We start from the raw sequence: 16,381 nt of genomic DNA on the forward strand, positions 1-16,381 counted from the left end.
ATTACAGATCTTTTTCTGTCGGTGGAAAACTCTTGCGATTGTCACTGTCAACCGGCTTCCCGTTACGTGTGTTCCACCATTCGGCGGCACGCTCAGGATCGTAGCTGGGATTAGGAATCGGCATTCGCGCGCTGACATCCTGCCGCCATGCATTGAGCTTTTGTTTCAAATCGGCAACACGTCCCTTTTTCTCTGCTGCCAGATTTTTCGTTTCACCAATATCGTTGCTGATCTGGTACAGCTCGACATCGCCAGTTCCATCGAGATACTCAATCAGCTTCCAGTCACGCTCGCGAATACTGCTCGCAGGTCGATCGTGGTGGTAATGGGGATAGTGCCAGTACAGCGCGCTTCGTTTGAGTTTCGTATCAGGGTCATTCAATAATGGAATCAGACTCATACCATCGATTGTCTGATTCTTCGGTAGTGTTCCTCCCGCGAGTTCGACAAACGTAGGATAAAAGTCGTACGTAATCGTCGGCTCAGCACAGACGGTTCCCGGCTTCACCAGGGGAGGGTATTTGATAATCAAAGGCACTCGCACGCCTCCTTCGTGCAGCGATCCTTTCTCTCCCTTGAGCGGGTCCTGAGTTGAGACATTATCATCGGCCTGTTCGCGATAATCATAGCGGCGATAGAGGCCTCCGTTGTCAGAGGTAAACACAACCATAGTATTGTCGGTCAATCCTTCAGCTTCGATGGCATCCACAATCCGGCCGACCATGTCATCGCAATGTTCAATCATCGCGGCATAAACGGGGTGCGGAAATTCACGTTTCAGACTGGCGGACTTCTGCCGGTACTTCTCAACTTTTTGCGACATCGCGCCCAGCGGAATATGAACTGCAAATGGTGAGAGCATCAGAAAGAACGGCTTCTCTTTGTTGTCGCGAATGAAATCGATACTCAGATCGGCTTCGAAGTCGGTCCGATACTGGCCTGCTTTCGGCTTCAGATCCCGCCGTCCCTGCACGCGGTACTTGCCCGGCAGATGCGGTCCACCTATCACAGCCGAAAAATCGTATCCCTGCCGATCCGGTTGAAATTGTGCTCCTCTTCCCAAGTGCCATTTTCCGATGTATCCGGTTTCGTAACCGACGGTTTTCAAAGATTCCGCCACGGACACCGTATCCAGGGGAAGCGCTGTTGCTGGCCGGGGAGTAATCACTCGTTCAAACGGCCGCCAGTGTCCGGCAATAAAATCGGTAATCCCAATCCGCGCCTGATTCTGTCCCGACTGCAACGCACACCGCGTGGGAGAGCAGACAGCACCTGCTGCATAAAAATCGGTAAACCGCATCCCTTCTTTAGCCAGTTGATCGATCCGCGGCGTGTCCACAAAGTCATTGCCATAACAGCCGACATCCTTCCAGCCCATATCGTCAATAAAGATCAATACAATATTGGGCCGCTCGGCAGCCGAAGTCTGATGCGAGGCACACAGGAGTGCCAGCATGGACAGAAAAATCATTCGCGCCATGATTTCAGTTCCCCATTGGTTGGAAGTTATGCTCTGCTGCTGAATCGACAGATGAAGAGCTGATTGATTTTCCTCTATCGTACCTGCAAACAGAGGCTGCGGAAACGGTCAAGTGTTCCACTTTGAGCGCAATTGCTAAATCCAGGAAATTAAAAAACGCCGGGCACACCAACACGCGGCGTTTTAATTAAGTTCTTTTAAAAGCGTCCGTTCACTCCCGATTCGCCTGCTCCACCCATTTCACTGTCGGAGAGCGTGAGAGGTGGCACCTGAAGAATGGTTTAGTCGTTGCAGTGAATCAATCAGTAGTAACTGTGGCACCCTGTTTGCGGGCTTCTTGTAACAACCGGTCGATGTCGAATTGTGCCAGAGGGTGTTCCCTGGCTTGGAATGGTTGGATGTGAAACAACGTGACGATCGTTTCGTCAGTAAGACCGGGGCGATGAAGTGTGGTGATCCGCATCGCGGGATACCAGCGATCGCCGGGTAGCTGTCGCAAATCAGTCAGCCTGTGTTCTTCAGTTCGGCACCAGCCGTCGGAATCCACGTTCCAATCGATCTGTTCCACTGCGATGTGATCGTGAGCAGGATCGAACCAACAGTCCTTCCGCCAGTTGACCCCCTCGAAACGGATTCCGATTAAACCAGCGTCGTTCTTGCCGGGAGTATTGAGCCGAGTAGCAGTTCCCCCAATTGGCCAGAAACATTCCATTGGAATAATCGAATTGCCCCTACCGCGCGGCCCGATACGGATTCGGTTCTCGCGAGTATTGTAATCGACTCGCCTTTGGCCGTCGTTCAAAAGAATGCTCCATGGCTGCGGTGTCTCGAACCAATCCCAGAGACGGACTTCGGAGGCATCGTATCGCAACCGACAGAGTTTGACGGGCCCCCAGTAGAACCCACTTTCGTCCCACTGTGGCAATCCGTCCTGGTAGAGCACTTGCATTTCCTCGCCCCAGATAAGAGCGCGGTAGCGAGTTGGAAACCGCCCAATCGCTTCGTCGATCTTCTTCAATGCTCGGGCGAGTTCGGGTTCGGATGCTGGCTGAACGTCCGAGATAATTCTCACAGGCAGATTCGCCGGCACCCCCAAGTCGGCCAGACTGCGGGGACCTGACTGGGGAAAGCTGTAGCGACCGTCCCGATATGAGCCATCCCCCAAACGCTGCCGTACTCGTACCGGGAGTTTCGTCTGCGGATCAACCCAAAGCTGCCGCTTGACAACGCGCTGCTTGAGGGAGTTCTGCCCGAAGAAATCAAACCGAATTAAGCGCAGTCCCTCTACTGATTCCGTGCTCCGAGTCCAGGAGGGGCTGTCGCCGGATGGCAAATCGGCATTCGGCGTGGTCAGCCATTCCTGTGGGAGCCCGACAGCATCCAGCGGCGAACTCGGCGGTCCGAGGGCCGTCCGTGACAAATGGTCTTCCATGATAAAGGAGAGTTGAGGATTCCATTGCTGGTGGATGTTGCGCCGATGATCATGGTACGCGGCGTTCCCATTGCGGTCGCGGTGCCAACTCTGATGTTCTCCCAACAGAATCCAAAGTTCGTCCCCCGTATCGAATTCTACATGCAAGCAGTGCTCGCGGCCAATCGCCTCGCGGAGCTCCGCCAGAGTCAGTTCAGGCGCGCTCAAAGACAACAGCCACACCGCCAATAACACCAGTACCGAGACAGACAGTCCTAAACTTGATCTCATGATTCGGAGTCCTTTCCGATTGCTTGGAGTAAAAACCGGCGAATTGGGCAGGCGATCCATCACCTTGTCCACAAGGGAGTTTTCCGGAGGGAGCGGCTTCCCGAGACACTGCAGCAATTCCTCAAGTTCATGATGCGGATTCATAGTTCGACCCTCCTTAGCATTTTCTGCAACCGCTCCAGGGCACGCGAGAGTTGTTTGGTTACGGTACCAACAGGACGGCCGGTCAATTCGGCAATGACTCGAACAGAATGGCCGTCCACATACCGGAGCAGCACGACTGCGCGTTCATGCTGGGGTAGTCTTGGGATTGCGGCCAACACGTCATGGAACTCTGCCTCGTCGCCCTCAACTTCGGGAGGCGTGGCGATTTCAGAAACCGCTTCCAGCGAACACGCATCGATTTGCCGCCGTCGCAGCACCAGGGCCGCCTGTCGCTCGGCAATCCGTGCCACCCACGGCCCGAACAGTGCAGGACTACGAAGCGTCAGCAGATTTTCGTAGGCGGAGAGAAACACATCCTGAGTGACATCTTGTGCCAGGTGATAGTCCTTCACGACTGACCAAACGGTCGTAAGGACAAGTCGCTCATACCGCCGCACAAGCTCGGCGAACGCAGCCCGCTCACCACGCAATACAGAAGTCACTAGTTCAGCAGTTGATGTCAAGATCTTTGCTCCAACCTTCCTTGCGAGAGCCCATATCTTAATAGATGCGCGCCGTGACCGAAATGCGACAAGAAAAGCCTGCCATTTCGTAGAATTCTCCGGCCCGCTCAACCCGGAGCAAGGCGGTCGCGTCTGATTCCCTGCATCCTGACTTTCCGCCGCTCACTCTACCGGTTGAGCTTTCAAGGATCAGATTTCGCGGCAAGCGCAGGCTCTCAAACAGGTTATGCGTAAAAAATACTGTGAGAAAAGCGTAAACTCTACGGGACCCTACACTAAGAGAGACAACAGCGGCCTCTCCATCGTCTTATCACATCGGGGCAATCCGTTTGGAGCCAACATCAGTTGTTAAGACGACATGGCTATTAAAGCTCGCTAATATCAACTGCTGTTTGGCAGCCTGATGTTCCGGGTCGTCCCACAAGTTGTTGTGTTCCCAGGGGTCCGTTTGCAAATCGTAAAGCTCCCCCAAATCCTTGTCGTGATACAGAGATAATTTAAACCGGTCGTCGCGATACATGGTCGCAAAACTGCCCTCCCCGCCCGTGAAAAACGGATCGAGTGCGTCAAAGTATTCACAGCGAACACTATCGCGAATTTGTGCGCCTGTCTGTTCGCCAGTAAGCACCGGGAGCAGGCTCTGCCCCTGATGATAGTCTGGGATGGGCATCCCTGTTAAATCGAGTAATGTAGCAGAAAGATCGAGCAATTCCACAAGACCGGTCGCACACTGATTGGCGACAAAGTGTCCCGGCCAGGAAAAAATCAACGGTACCCGAACTAATCCTTCATAAAACCGACATCCCTTTTGTACCAGCCCATGATCTCCCAACGTCTCACCATGGTCTGAAGTGAAAATGATGACCGTATTGTCTCTCTGTCCTGTTGATTCTAATGCATTAAGTATGCGCGCAAACTGATCGTCAATTTGAGCAATCATTGCATAATAAAGTGCCTGAACTTTTTTCAGCTCACTGATTTCCGTTGACATCGTGACAGGCTGAAAATCAACCTGGGACAGCAGTTCTTGAGTCGCCTTATCAGACTCCTTAAAATGGGGACCGGGCATCGCGGCAGGGTCGAACAGATTCGCATATTTTTCAGGAGGAATAAACGGGGGATGCGGGTCATAAATATTGATGTTCAGCAACCAGGGTTGTTGGTGATCCTGTTCGATAAATTCGATTGCCCGATCAGATGCCCACTTTGTTTGATGATATTCGGGGTCAACATGCTCTTGGCTATTTCGCATGTCCTCAAGGCTTTTACCTTGCGCGCGTACCCAGTCGGCATAATCGTGTGTTCCTTCAGGCCAATCATCGCGCGGAGCATGGCTATGCTGCCAGACTGTGAATCCATCATCCAGCCGAGGTTCCGCGCGATGGCCGGCACTCACTAAATGAAATTTTCCAATCAACCCACACTGGTAACCACTCTCTGCGATTAACTTGCTGATCAGTGGTGGCCAATCAGGAAAGGTGTCGTTGCCATTTCTGGTATTGTGTAAGCGCGAAGGATACAGCCCGCTCATAAAACTCGCCCTGCTGGGGGTACAGATTGGACTTTGGCAATACGCATGCGTAAAGGCCACCCCCTCTTCCACGAGCGAATCAACCACAGGCGTTTTCACATACGCGTTCCCCAGCGCACCAATGGTGTCAAACCGTTGCTGGTCGGTGCAATACCATAAAATATTAGGACGGGTCATGGAATCGCCTTCGTGTTTTAGAGACTTTGTGGTTGAAAAAACTCTGCAATCTCTGCGTGAGGTCTATTTTCTGCGCTGGAATGATCCAGTTACGGCAGTACAACAGAGAATACTGATGTGAACACAATTTCTGTACCCAACCCAGTCAACAAAGAGAGTTCGATGAGAATTAACAAATAGTTCGGTTGCCATTTTGCCATAGCTCCCCCAGTGACTGCAACCATGAATGCCGTTGCCAGCCAGTAACTGAGCCAGCCCTGCTCTAACACCAGCACATAACCGCAAAGCAGTACAAAACAAATAACGGCCAGCCAGATGCGCGGCTTGCAGCTTGAGAATCTATTTGTTGATGGTGTTTGACTGAGAAGTTTTTCCTGTACGACGATAATACTCATCAATAAGAGAATTACCATGATCATATAGAAAGGAAAATCAGGAAGCTGAACTGTTGAGCCAGGAACCAGTTCGCTGAATTTCTTCTCACTTTGGCTGATGTTCTCATTTAATTTCTCGCCCCGATAAAACACCGGTGCAATAGACAACTCCCGCAAACTATTCCGCACAGAATCAGATTGCATCGCCTGTTCCAGTGTATCTGCCAGTAGATCAATTCGCTCTTGCGGAGTGCCTTTGGGTGCCCACCAGTAAAACGAGTTACCAACCACGGCATCGAGATGCTGTTCACGAGCCGTCGAAACGTCTGGCAGGGCGGATTGCCTCTTGTCAGACAATACTGCCAAAGCGCGAATCTGCCCGTCTCCCTGGTAGGACAGAAATTCTGCCAGCGAAAAAATGGTGGCATCGATATGACCACCAATGAGCATCGTATATCGCTTTTGCCCATCTCCCGATTGCACATAATTAAAATATTCTCCACCAGAGGCCTGTTCTATCTTTTTGGCAGCGAAATGGGCGACTGCCCCGAAATTGGTTCCAAATTGAACTTTACCAGGATGGTTCTCGGCATAATGCAACAGCTCAGCCAGATTTTTGTACCAGGCATTTTGATGCGTGGCTACCACCAGGTTAATCTCTCCCGTTTGGGCAATCGGATCAAAAGCCTCCGGACCGTAGTTCACTTTGCCGGAGTATTTCGATGTAATAATCCCCTCATGGTTACAGAGTATTTTGTAACCATCAGGCCGCGCCTGTTTGACATTTCGGCTCCCAATCGTACTACTGCCCCCCGGCTGATTAATGATGACGACAGGTTGTTTCAGCAGCTTGTTCTCGGTGATGGACTTTTGAATAATTCTGACAAACAGGTCCGTTCCGCCTCCTGCAGAAAACGGCACGACAACCTGAACGGGGCGTTGTGGAAATTGCGTCAGCTCATGTTGATTCGCGAAGAAACCAGAAAACTGAAAGACGATCATGCCAATAATGGCCATCACCGCAACGGTATGCCAAACTGGTAAACCGTATCGACTCCAAAATGAGTGAGACTCATCTTCTGCGTTTTCACTCAATATTTCTGAGGAATTAAGAGCAGTCGTCTTTTCGGCATCATCATGCAAGGTCTCTTTTTTGCTGTCCGATTGTTTGCGGAACCGACGCACAAGCGGCACCATCAGCAATAATGCAGAGATGGCGACAAAGAGTAAAGAAATTGGCCGAGTGATGATCGGTAACCAGCTACCATGCGATGACATTAGCCCGGCGCACAAATTTTCTTCAGCAATCGGACCTAAGACAAAACCAATGACAAAGGGGGCCAATGGGATTCGGTTTCGCTCTAATACCAGTCCCAGCAGCCCGAAACCGAGCATCACCCAGACATCGAACATTCGGTTCGACAACGCAAATGCTCCGGCAATGCAAAAGGTGAAAATAATGGGCAACAAAAAAGGACGTGGAAACCGTACCAGTTTTGCCAGAAAACCGACTGATGCGATCATCACCGCAAACATGACCAGATTTGCCAGAAAATAGGTTCCCATAATGGTATGCACGAGTTCGGGATGATCGCTGAATAACCGCGGACCTGGTTGCAAACCATGCAGAACTAATGCGCCGAGCAAAATGGCATCGATCACACTGCCGGGGATGCCCATCGCTACGAGTGGAATTAAAGCCCCCCCTACAGTCGCATTATTGGCTGCTTCTGAAGCAATAATTCCCTCCGCAGAACCGGAACCGAATTTCTGCGGAGTTTTGGAACTGTTTTTGGCGGCTGAATAAGCGGCTATCGAGCCGATGTTTGCACCAATGCCGGGAAGTATTCCAATAAACGTTCCAATAAAGGAAGACCGCAACATATTAACCCATTGATTTTTCCAATCTCTGAAAGTAAGCCACAACCCACTGTGTGTTACCGAGACGCGCGGAACTTTTTGGTCAATATTCGCAATATCGCGCAGCACCTGATTGATCGCAAACATTCCAATTAACACGGGCAACAACTTGAAACCACCATTGAGAGGAGTGAACCCTAATGTGAGTCGCACTTCGCCTGTGGCTGCGGAAATCCCCGGCATGGCTGCCAAAATTCCCAATGTTCCCGAAAAGAGTGACCGCGTCAGCGATGCACCATCAATGGTCGCGATTAATACCAGGGCCATTAATACCAGCGAGAAATATTCAAAAGGTCCCAATTGTGTTGACCAGCGGGCAATTGGGGCAGACAAGGTGACTAAAAACACACAGGAAATTAAACCACCCACCAGGGAAGCATATATTCCCAGCCCCAGCGCACGACCGGGCTGACCTTGTTGCGTCATGGGGTAACCATCAAGCGTTGTCATTACAGAGGCGGGCGTGCCGGGCATTCGCAAGAGTGTGCCGGTTATCAAGCCACCGCTGATTGATCCCACATACATACTCACTAACAATGTCATCGCCAGTTGAGGATCGAGGGTAAACGTCAACGGCAACGTAAGTGCAATCAACATGGCGCCGGTTAAACCGGGAATCGCACCCACGAAGATACCAAGCGATGTTCCCACAAAAATCAGCGTCAGGCTGAGAGGTGTAGATAATTGAACAACTGTAGTTTGAATCGCATCCATATTTTGTACTGGTGCAGATGACTGCTTGGCCCCTTACTCAACGGAGACCGTTAGATAGTGATTCATTAAAGAATTATATTCACCAACAAAACTCCAGATCACGAAGGAGAGCTAAGATGAATTCGTGTTACCTGATTTTCCCCTAAGGTTCCATCGATATTTCCTCGTGCTATCCTGCCTGGGTGGTGACATATTAATATCCTGATACATTGTATCTCAAAACAGATAGTGAACATGTCTACTATGTTCGTGGATAAACAAAAAACGCCGGGCGATTTCTCGACCGGCGTTTTTTGTTAAGTAATGGGTCACGCTTATTCATAAGCATAACAAGAAGCTCCTCGAGTAGGACTCGAACCTACAACCTAGCGGTTAACAGCCGCTCGCTCTACCAATTGAGCTATCGAGGAATAAATTAGCGGTAGAAGAAAGCTCTCAACCCCTTTGTGCGTATAAGATATTGTGAGGTATGGATGAAGTCAACCGATGTTAATCATGAACCAGATGTGTTCTGGCAAAATTCTCAAGAAAATTCGGACTGATCGGACATCGTAACTGTTTTGAGTCACTCAGCTTCGGCGTCCGGCTGTTCGGGGGCCACCCCTTTAACCTTTTCCAGGGTGACTTTATTGCCTTGCTCATTGTACTCGATGAGGTTCATAAAGGCCCCCATCAGCATAATTCCCCGGCCACAGGGACGTTCGAGATTTTCCAGCAGGGTAGGATCCGGGACATCGGTCCGATCGAACCCTTCGCCTTCATCCTGGATTTCTATGCGAACCCGTTCGTCGCTCAACCAGCAGTTGATTTCGACGCTTTTGTCAGGCGACATTCGATTACCATGCTTAATGGCATTCACCAGCGCCTCTTCTAAAGCGAGGCGCACAGCAAAGACATCGCGATCTGGATACTCACGTACCTCAAGAGCCTCGACAATTCTGGCTTGAACAGCCTGACCTTCCGAGGTATCGCTGGGAATCGTTACTTCAAAATGTTCGTCCGATGACATGTATTTGGCCAGCACACGATTTCTGGTGTTTATCCAGTTACTAAATTAGAGACAGGTCAAGCAGTTTCAGGAAAACAGTTTCAAAAATGAACCGCGGTATTCCTTGTTTCGCTATCTCACAACATTTTGTTCTCCAAAAGTACTCTGCAAATGACCGGGAACGCGTTCGAAACAGCAATTCCCGAGCCAAAGCTAAAACCCTTCGAGAGCAGCTTCCTGTGTTTCGGCAATATCAAAAAGTTGATTCAGTCTTGTAATGGCGAATACTTCATAGATATCAGGACGAATTGAACAAAGTTTCAATTTCCCCTTTGCCTTTTTCACTTTTTTATCCAGTGTAATTAACTTTCCGAGTGCAGCACTGGAAAGATATTCGACATTGGAAAAGTCGAGAATAATCTTCTTGCGACCATCTTCATCAACAAGCCCAAATAACTGAGTCCCGATGATCTGGATATTCCCCTCATCAAGGATCTTCTTGTCAATAAACTTTGCAATGGTGACATCATTGACTTCCTCGATGTCAACACGACGGTGACCAGCTGCCATAATTCCAGCCCACCCTCTTCTAAAAAGACAAAATCCGACGTTGGCACATGTATTCCCTATGAATACATTATCGTTGACGTGAAACTACCTACGATTGCCTGGCCCGATCGGAATCGATCATAAAAACGAATTGAATAAAGTAACAAATTATATCTGTTGCGACTAAAAAGGGAATCACCTAAACAGATATTCCCATTAGACTAACATCAATTTGCATCCGGACAACACGTCCCTGATTATGCATGATCATCACGCTTTCCTTCCTTGCTGTCAAGCATATTCGCAATATTGTTTACGGGAATCTACGGGTCTAAGTGCCATATTCAGCAGACTTTGTGTAATCTCGCAGACTCAGATTGTCTAAATCCCCGTTTATTAAGGTGAAAAGGACCGACGAACTCGACCGTGCCTGGGAAATCCCTGCAGCTGATTTCAAGCGCCCTAATTGTAAAGAGAGTGAAACGTCTCTCTGTGAATCGTGTTCAACGTTTGATACAACACCGCCGCTCCGATTCACGCAGTGCAGCGCGAATGCCCCACAATCAATCATAATCCCGCGGTTTCCCCGGTTTCTCTTTAACTGCAACTGGCATAACCCTGACAGATTGCCTGCCACCTGAAAAACCTCGCTTTCAGGCGTTCCCGTCAGCGCACCGCCCTGATCTCAGGCGCACTGTTTGCCCCTTAGTGCTGTTGAACAAAGGACATTCTGCCCTCATCGGCAGTTCAGTTTGACTCTTCACCCGGGGAACACCATGCAACGTCGATTCCGCTTCACCCTCATCATTCTATCCGTGAGCTTATGTTCGTTTTCCCTCCTTCAGGCAGGAATTGAAATCGAACTGACAGACGGACGCATCGTCACTGCTGACCGCATTGAGTGGGGTGCCTCGTCAACTTTGATCCTCGAAACTGCTCGCCAGAACCGAACGGTTCAATCAACACATTCTCTGGACCAAATCAAACGGCTGTCGATTGATGGCTCGCACTATGATCAGGAAACAATTCAACTGGCGTCGGCAAACCGGCACCTGGTTCAGCCAGCCACATTCACATCAATTCAAAATGATCCCAGAGAGAGAGCGACTTCCCTCAAGCACCTGACAGAGAAAGCACCCTCAGGCGATTTCCATTGCCAATTACCCTGGCCCTGTCCTTCCAATCGCAGTCGTGGCACCATTATTGGCATTCACGATGATCCCCTGAGTGCTTATGAACCGTTGTTGAATCAGGTTTATCCTGAAGGCGTTCCGACTTTAGAACGTGGGTTTGCTCTGGAACTGATGCGTTCGCAGGCGGCTCAACGGGTTTTGGGAACGCCCCCGTCTCCGCAAGATTTTCCGCCGCCCCCGGCAGTAAATCCGATCCTGGGAAAACTGACACAGATTGGCGTTCAGGCGACGCCGCTGAATACACGCGGCAAAGCAGACTGGAACGCACTGGCGATTCGCGTGCAGGGCTTTGACCGAATGGGCAATCCCGCTCGGATTTCCGGAAACGTTAACATCACCCTCTACGGCCAGCGTCAATTGCTGTTACATGTCTGGGATCAACAGTTCCTGGCAAAACCAATCGAGACGATTTCCCTCGCACAATGGACGCGTAATTGTTCGACCACGCCAAGCACACAAACTCCGCGTGTCGGAAACGCGTTTGGTGCAGGTCAACCGACTGATCAGACCTGGATTGTGTTCTTACCTTCGCCGATCCCCGAACAGAACCCAAATGTTTACGCGCTGGGTGAAGTCCAGGTCTCTCTGGTCTCTCCCGGAATTGGCACGTTTGAAGCTTCGACTCCTGCTGTACCTTTGAAGCAGGTTTCACTCAACCGTGATCTCTCATTGGCGAATGACGGCTCGCGCTTCTTTCCGTCCGAAACGACCTCGTCGGGTGTCTACCATATGAAGCGTTTGAACTATAATGCCGCCTCAAGGCCAAGCAGCCGCACACTCTCCGTCCAACCTTAAGGTCAAACATTTCGCAGAGCCGCCTGCTTTGATGAATTCATCCAAGGGCGTGCTGTGTGCCTCATAACCACGTTCCTTGAGAGCTTTTTCCAGTTGCGGGCAGCCGGTATTCAAGGCCACCGATTTCCCGATCACGACTGCATTACAGGCAAACCGCTGGGCTTCCTGATCCACCACGGGAATCAGATGCGGAATATGTTCTTTCAAAGCCTGTTGTGCATAGCTGTCAAAAGCGGGCGGATAATATATGGCTTCCGTCTCACTCAGCGGGCAGAAGCAGGTATCGAGATGATAGTAGAATTCATCGACCAGCTGTAACGGAATCACGCGGCAGTTTATTTCACCAGCCACCCATTGCAGCGCCTTCACATCGCTGCGAATCAGATAACCGGCAAAGAGGGTGTCTCCACAAAAAAGCGCATCGCCGGCCCCTTCAAAGAAATAATCGTCGGGCATCTCTATCGTTTCAAAGCCGGCCTCTTGAAACCAGTCCCGATCGACGGCAGTTTCTCCCTGTCGCGCTTCATGGCGAAATTGGGACAAAAATACCTTGTCTTTCCAGACAAGGCCGGCGTTCGCCGTAAAGACGAGATCGGGTAGTCCCTTCACGGGCGTCATTAATTTTATCTGGGCTTTTAACGTCTGTAGAAGCTGATGCAAAGCCTCCCACTGCTGCCGGGCCACGTCGAGATTACTTTGCTGACTGCGGCTCATCCAGGGATTGATTTCGTATTCAATCCCATAAAAATCGGGCGGACACATTAAGATGGTGGGGGTGTTGAATTTCAATGCAGCTCGCTTTCTTGATCGTGATTCTCGCTGATCTCTTTATTTTCATTTCACTTCGGTTACTCTCATTATACCATCGTCTTCCATCGCCTGTTTGAATTATTCGAAAGTGAAACGAGTTTTCGAATCCGGTTATGTTTAATTGACGGGATGACCGGCAATAGAATACATTCAGGACATGACTATAACTTCTTTCTTTCTGTTTGGGATTCATCACCATGACTGAGGCAACTTCGTACCCCCTGACCTGGGATCTGGCTTCCCTGTACCCTCACCCGGAGCACGCTGACTTTGAATCCGTTTTGAAGCAGATGAAAGCGTCACTGGAGGGACTGGTCTCACAAGTTGCTGAATTGTCAACGTCTACCAATCCAGAAACGGATGCCGGCATCTGGGGTGATTTTCTCACGGACTACCAAGCTGCTATCGCCGAACTCGCGGGGCTTTTCGCCTGCCTGGAGTGTTACTGTTCCGAAGATGCGAATAATAAACACTACCAGATCTTAATGGCGCGTCTGGCCAGTATCCGTCCCTTACGCGAAAATATAGAAACACAACTGCAACTCACGGTGCGAGAACTTTCTGATGAAGTCCTGCAGCAATTCTGCCAGCAGGATGCGCGGATTCAAGAGATCCAATTCTTCCTGGAAGACTGCAAACGGAATGCCACACTCAGACTGCCTAAGGAACAGGAGATTCTGGCGTCGCAACTGGCGGTCGACGGTTTGCATGCCTGGGGACGTTTGTATGACCGTCTATCGGGCGATCTGAAAATTCGGATTATGGAAAAGGGGGAACTGGTCGAACGCTCTCCCGGCCAGGTCCACTTTGATTCACCAGAGCGCTCGATTCGCGAAAATAATTTCTTTGCTGCGAACAAAGCCTGGGACACGATCGCCGATTCCTGTGCTGACGCGTTGAATCATCTCTCGGGAACCAGGCTCACCATATACAGTCATCTGCCGGTTACCGATCATCTGGATGCCCCGTTGATCTATAATCGGATGCAGCGCAGCACTCTGGATACCATGTGGTCTGTCATTTCGAAGCGTAAACAGAAGCTAGTGCAATTTCTGGAAAAGAAAGCCGAAATGCTGGGGCTTTCCCAACTCTGCTGGTACGACCTGAATGCACCACTGCCTCTATCAGGTGGCGAATCGCCGGAGATTCACTACGATCGCGCGTGCGAACTGATTGTCAATTCCTTCGACCAGTTCAGCCCCGACTTAAGTGAGTTCGCCGAACGGGCACTCCGTGAACGCTGGATCGAAGCGGAGAATCGGCCTGGGAAACGACAGGGGGGCTTCTGCACGACGTTCCCGGTTCAGAAGCAGTCACGCATTTTCATGACCTACACTAATTCCGCCGACAGCATGTCGACGCTGGCGCATGAACTGGGACACGCCTATCATTCGTATGTCCTCAAAGATGTACCTTACGCACTCAGTGACTATCCAATGAACCTGGCAGAAACCGCATCCACGTTTGCCGAAGCGGTACTCGGGGAGCAACGCCTGAAAGCCGCGAAGTCGAAAGCAGAAGAACTGCAGATCCTGGACGGCATGCTGGGAGACTCGGTGGCCTTCATGATGAATATCCACTCCCGCTTCCTGTTTGAAGACCGGCTGCACCAGGAACGGCAGGAAGGCGAATTGACGCCCGACCGTTTTTCCGAGTTGATGCAACAGGCCCAGAAGGAAGCGTATGCCGGTGCCTTGGATGACGCAGGCTGGAATCCGCAGTTCTGGATTTCCAAACTACATTTTTATATCAGCGAATTACCGTTCTATAATTTTCCTTATACGTTTGGCTATTTACTCTCGCTTGGCGTTTATGCATTGGCTGATACGTTTTCCGATCCGTCGGAATTCGCTGAAAAATACCGTGAACTGCTGATTGCCACCGGGTGTCAGGTGACTGAAGAAGCTGTTGCGAATACATTTGGCTACCAGTTGGGAGAAACCGACTTCTGGAACAAGAGTATTGATATCATTGATCGCCGGGTCGACCGTTTCCTGGAACTGGCAGAGTAAAGGTGAATGCGTTCCCCATCACCTCTCTGGCGTAAAGCTTGATGAGTTCAGGAAATAGGCTCTACTGCACATTGCCTCAACCTCATTTTCCGCAAATATTCCATAAAAGGACTCATTTGCGGTGAATGCTGGTCTAAAATGCGAACAGATCCCGATTTAATGAATCGGTCCCGTGTCGAAATTCCGGAGGACCTTCGGTATACTGATTCCACGATGAAGAGAGAACCGTCGATACTGCAGGTAATCTGAAAAGCAATTTTTTCTATGGCAACACAACAGGAAACAACGGAAGCTCGCCAACATTCAGGGGTGGGTTTTGTTCAGACCAAACTGGCGACCTTGTTTGTGCCTCCTCACTGGTTGAAACTGGCCGGGGGTGGTGAACTGGGGCCGATTCAGGTGGCCTATGAAACGTATGGCGAATTGACGCCGGCGAAAGACAATGCCATCTTCATCTGCCATGCGCTCACCGGCGATGCTCACGCAGCCGGCTACTATGAAGATGATGACGAAAAGGCAAAACCGGGCTGGTGGGATGATCTGATCGGACCCGGTCGAACTCTGGACACCGATAAATACTTTGTGATCTGCGCTAATGTGTTGGGCGGCTGTCAGGGGACAACGGGCCCCGGAAGTATTAATTCCGAAACCAATCAGCCATATCGGCTTAATTTTCCTTTCATCACAGTAGGTGATATTGTCGAAGTGCATTCCGCATTAACCCGGCATCTGGGCATCGAGCAATTGCTGGCCGTGATTGGGGGGAGCCTGGGAGGCATGCAGGTACTGGAGTGGGCAGCGCGTTTTCCCAAACAGTTGCGCAGTGCGATCTGTCTGGCATCGGCGGCTCAACTTTCGGCCCAGGGAATCGCCTTTAACGCCGTTGGCAGACGCGCCATCAAAACCGATCCCGAATACAAAGACGGGGAATACGAAGCAGGCGCCGGCCCTCGCTATGGTTTGGCATTAGCCCGCATGATTGCCCACATTACTTATCTGTCAGACCAGTCGATTGAAATGAAATTCGGTCGCCGCCTGCAGGATCACGATACCTTCACGTATGAAATGCTGCCGGAAGTCGAGTTCCAGGTCGAGAGCTATCTGCATTATCAGGGTAAACGATTCGTGGAACGGTTTGACGCCAACAGCTATCTCTACCTCACGCGGGCGATGGACTATTTTGATCTCGAATCACAATATGGTTCGCTGACCAACGCCCTGGGAAAAACCGATGCCCGGTTTTTAATTGCTTCTTACGACTCGGACTGGCTGTTTACCACCACTCAAAGTAAAGAAATCCTGCGAGCACTGATTGAATGCGGCAAGCATGTGTCGTTTATCGAATTAAAAAGCCCGTTCGGCCACGACTCTTTTTTGATTGAAATTGAACAACTGCAAAACATGATCACTCCCTTTCTGGAACAGGCCTATCAGAGCCAGCTGATTGAGAGTGCTCAAAAAACATAAT

The 16,381-nt window shown here is 50.4% G+C and carries 11 protein-coding genes and 1 tRNA gene; 3 read left to right on the forward strand and 9 right to left on the reverse strand.

Annotation, left to right across the window (positions count from 1 at the left end):
- Position 1 precedes the first annotated feature (1 nt).
- From Enr17x_RS22465 to Enr17x_RS22500, 8 genes are all read right to left on the reverse strand, one after another.
- Positions 2-1,480 carry a sulfatase gene (locus tag Enr17x_RS22465; RefSeq protein ID WP_145311930.1) on the reverse strand — a complete coding sequence of 493 codons (1,479 nt, stop codon included), beginning with the start codon at positions 1,478-1,480 and terminating at the stop codon, positions 2-4.
- A 298-nt stretch (positions 1,481-1,778) separates the two neighbouring features.
- Positions 1,779-3,182 (reverse strand): hypothetical protein, encoded by a 1,404-nt coding sequence (locus tag Enr17x_RS22470; protein WP_145311931.1) that lies wholly within the window; start codon positions 3,180-3,182, stop codon positions 1,779-1,781.
- Between the two features lie 140 nt (positions 3,183-3,322).
- Positions 3,323-3,850 carry an RNA polymerase sigma factor gene (locus Enr17x_RS22475; protein ID WP_198000747.1) on the reverse strand — a complete coding sequence of 176 codons (528 nt, stop codon included), beginning with the start codon at positions 3,848-3,850 and terminating at the stop codon, positions 3,323-3,325.
- 310 nt (positions 3,851-4,160) lie between these two features.
- Positions 4,161-5,558 carry a sulfatase family protein gene (locus tag Enr17x_RS22480; protein WP_145311933.1) on the reverse strand — a complete coding sequence of 466 codons (1,398 nt, stop codon included), beginning with the start codon at positions 5,556-5,558 and terminating at the stop codon, positions 4,161-4,163.
- 89 nt (positions 5,559-5,647) lie between these two features.
- Positions 5,648-8,566, reverse strand: a complete 2,919-nt coding sequence (locus Enr17x_RS22485) for a tripartite tricarboxylate transporter substrate-binding protein (RefSeq protein ID WP_145311934.1) — start codon at positions 8,564-8,566, stop codon at positions 5,648-5,650.
- A gap of 337 nt (positions 8,567-8,903) precedes the next feature.
- A tRNA-Asn gene (locus Enr17x_RS22490) sits at positions 8,904-8,976 on the reverse strand.
- A 155-nt stretch (positions 8,977-9,131) separates the two neighbouring features.
- Entirely contained in the window at positions 9,132-9,575 is a 444-nt protein-coding gene (locus Enr17x_RS22495; protein ID WP_232100818.1) for an ATP-binding protein, read from the reverse strand.
- Between the two features lie 192 nt (positions 9,576-9,767).
- Positions 9,768-10,124 carry an STAS domain-containing protein gene (locus Enr17x_RS22500; RefSeq protein WP_145220013.1) on the reverse strand — a complete coding sequence of 119 codons (357 nt, stop codon included), beginning with the start codon at positions 10,122-10,124 and terminating at the stop codon, positions 9,768-9,770.
- A gap of 755 nt (positions 10,125-10,879) precedes the next feature.
- Here Enr17x_RS22500 and Enr17x_RS22505 point away from each other — a divergent pair.
- Complete coding sequence (locus tag Enr17x_RS22505; protein WP_145311936.1) at positions 10,880-12,091, forward strand: hypothetical protein; 1,212 nt, start codon at positions 10,880-10,882, stop codon at positions 12,089-12,091.
- Here Enr17x_RS22505 and Enr17x_RS22510 read toward each other — a convergent pair.
- Positions 12,053-12,880: a dimethylarginine dimethylaminohydrolase family protein gene (locus Enr17x_RS22510; protein WP_145311937.1), complete on the reverse strand. Its 828-nt coding sequence runs from the start codon at positions 12,878-12,880 to the stop codon at positions 12,053-12,055. The two genes, Enr17x_RS22505 and Enr17x_RS22510, sit on opposite strands and share 39 nt — an antisense overlap.
- Positions 12,881-13,098: 218 nt before the next feature.
- Here Enr17x_RS22510 and Enr17x_RS22515 point away from each other — a divergent pair, with 218 nt between their 5' ends.
- On the forward strand, positions 13,099-14,913 hold the full coding sequence (locus Enr17x_RS22515; RefSeq protein WP_145311938.1) for a M3 family oligoendopeptidase: 1,815 nt from the start codon (positions 13,099-13,101) through the stop codon (positions 14,911-14,913).
- A 264-nt stretch (positions 14,914-15,177) separates the two neighbouring features.
- Positions 15,178-16,380 carry a homoserine O-acetyltransferase MetX gene (gene metX / locus Enr17x_RS22520; protein ID WP_145311939.1) on the forward strand — a complete coding sequence of 401 codons (1,203 nt, stop codon included), beginning with the start codon at positions 15,178-15,180 and terminating at the stop codon, positions 16,378-16,380.
- Position 16,381: the final 1 nt, after the last annotated feature.

This window comes from Gimesia fumaroli (genome assembly GCF_007754425.1).
In the GTDB taxonomy this organism is placed as follows: domain Bacteria; phylum Planctomycetota; class Planctomycetia; order Planctomycetales; family Planctomycetaceae; genus Gimesia; species Gimesia fumaroli.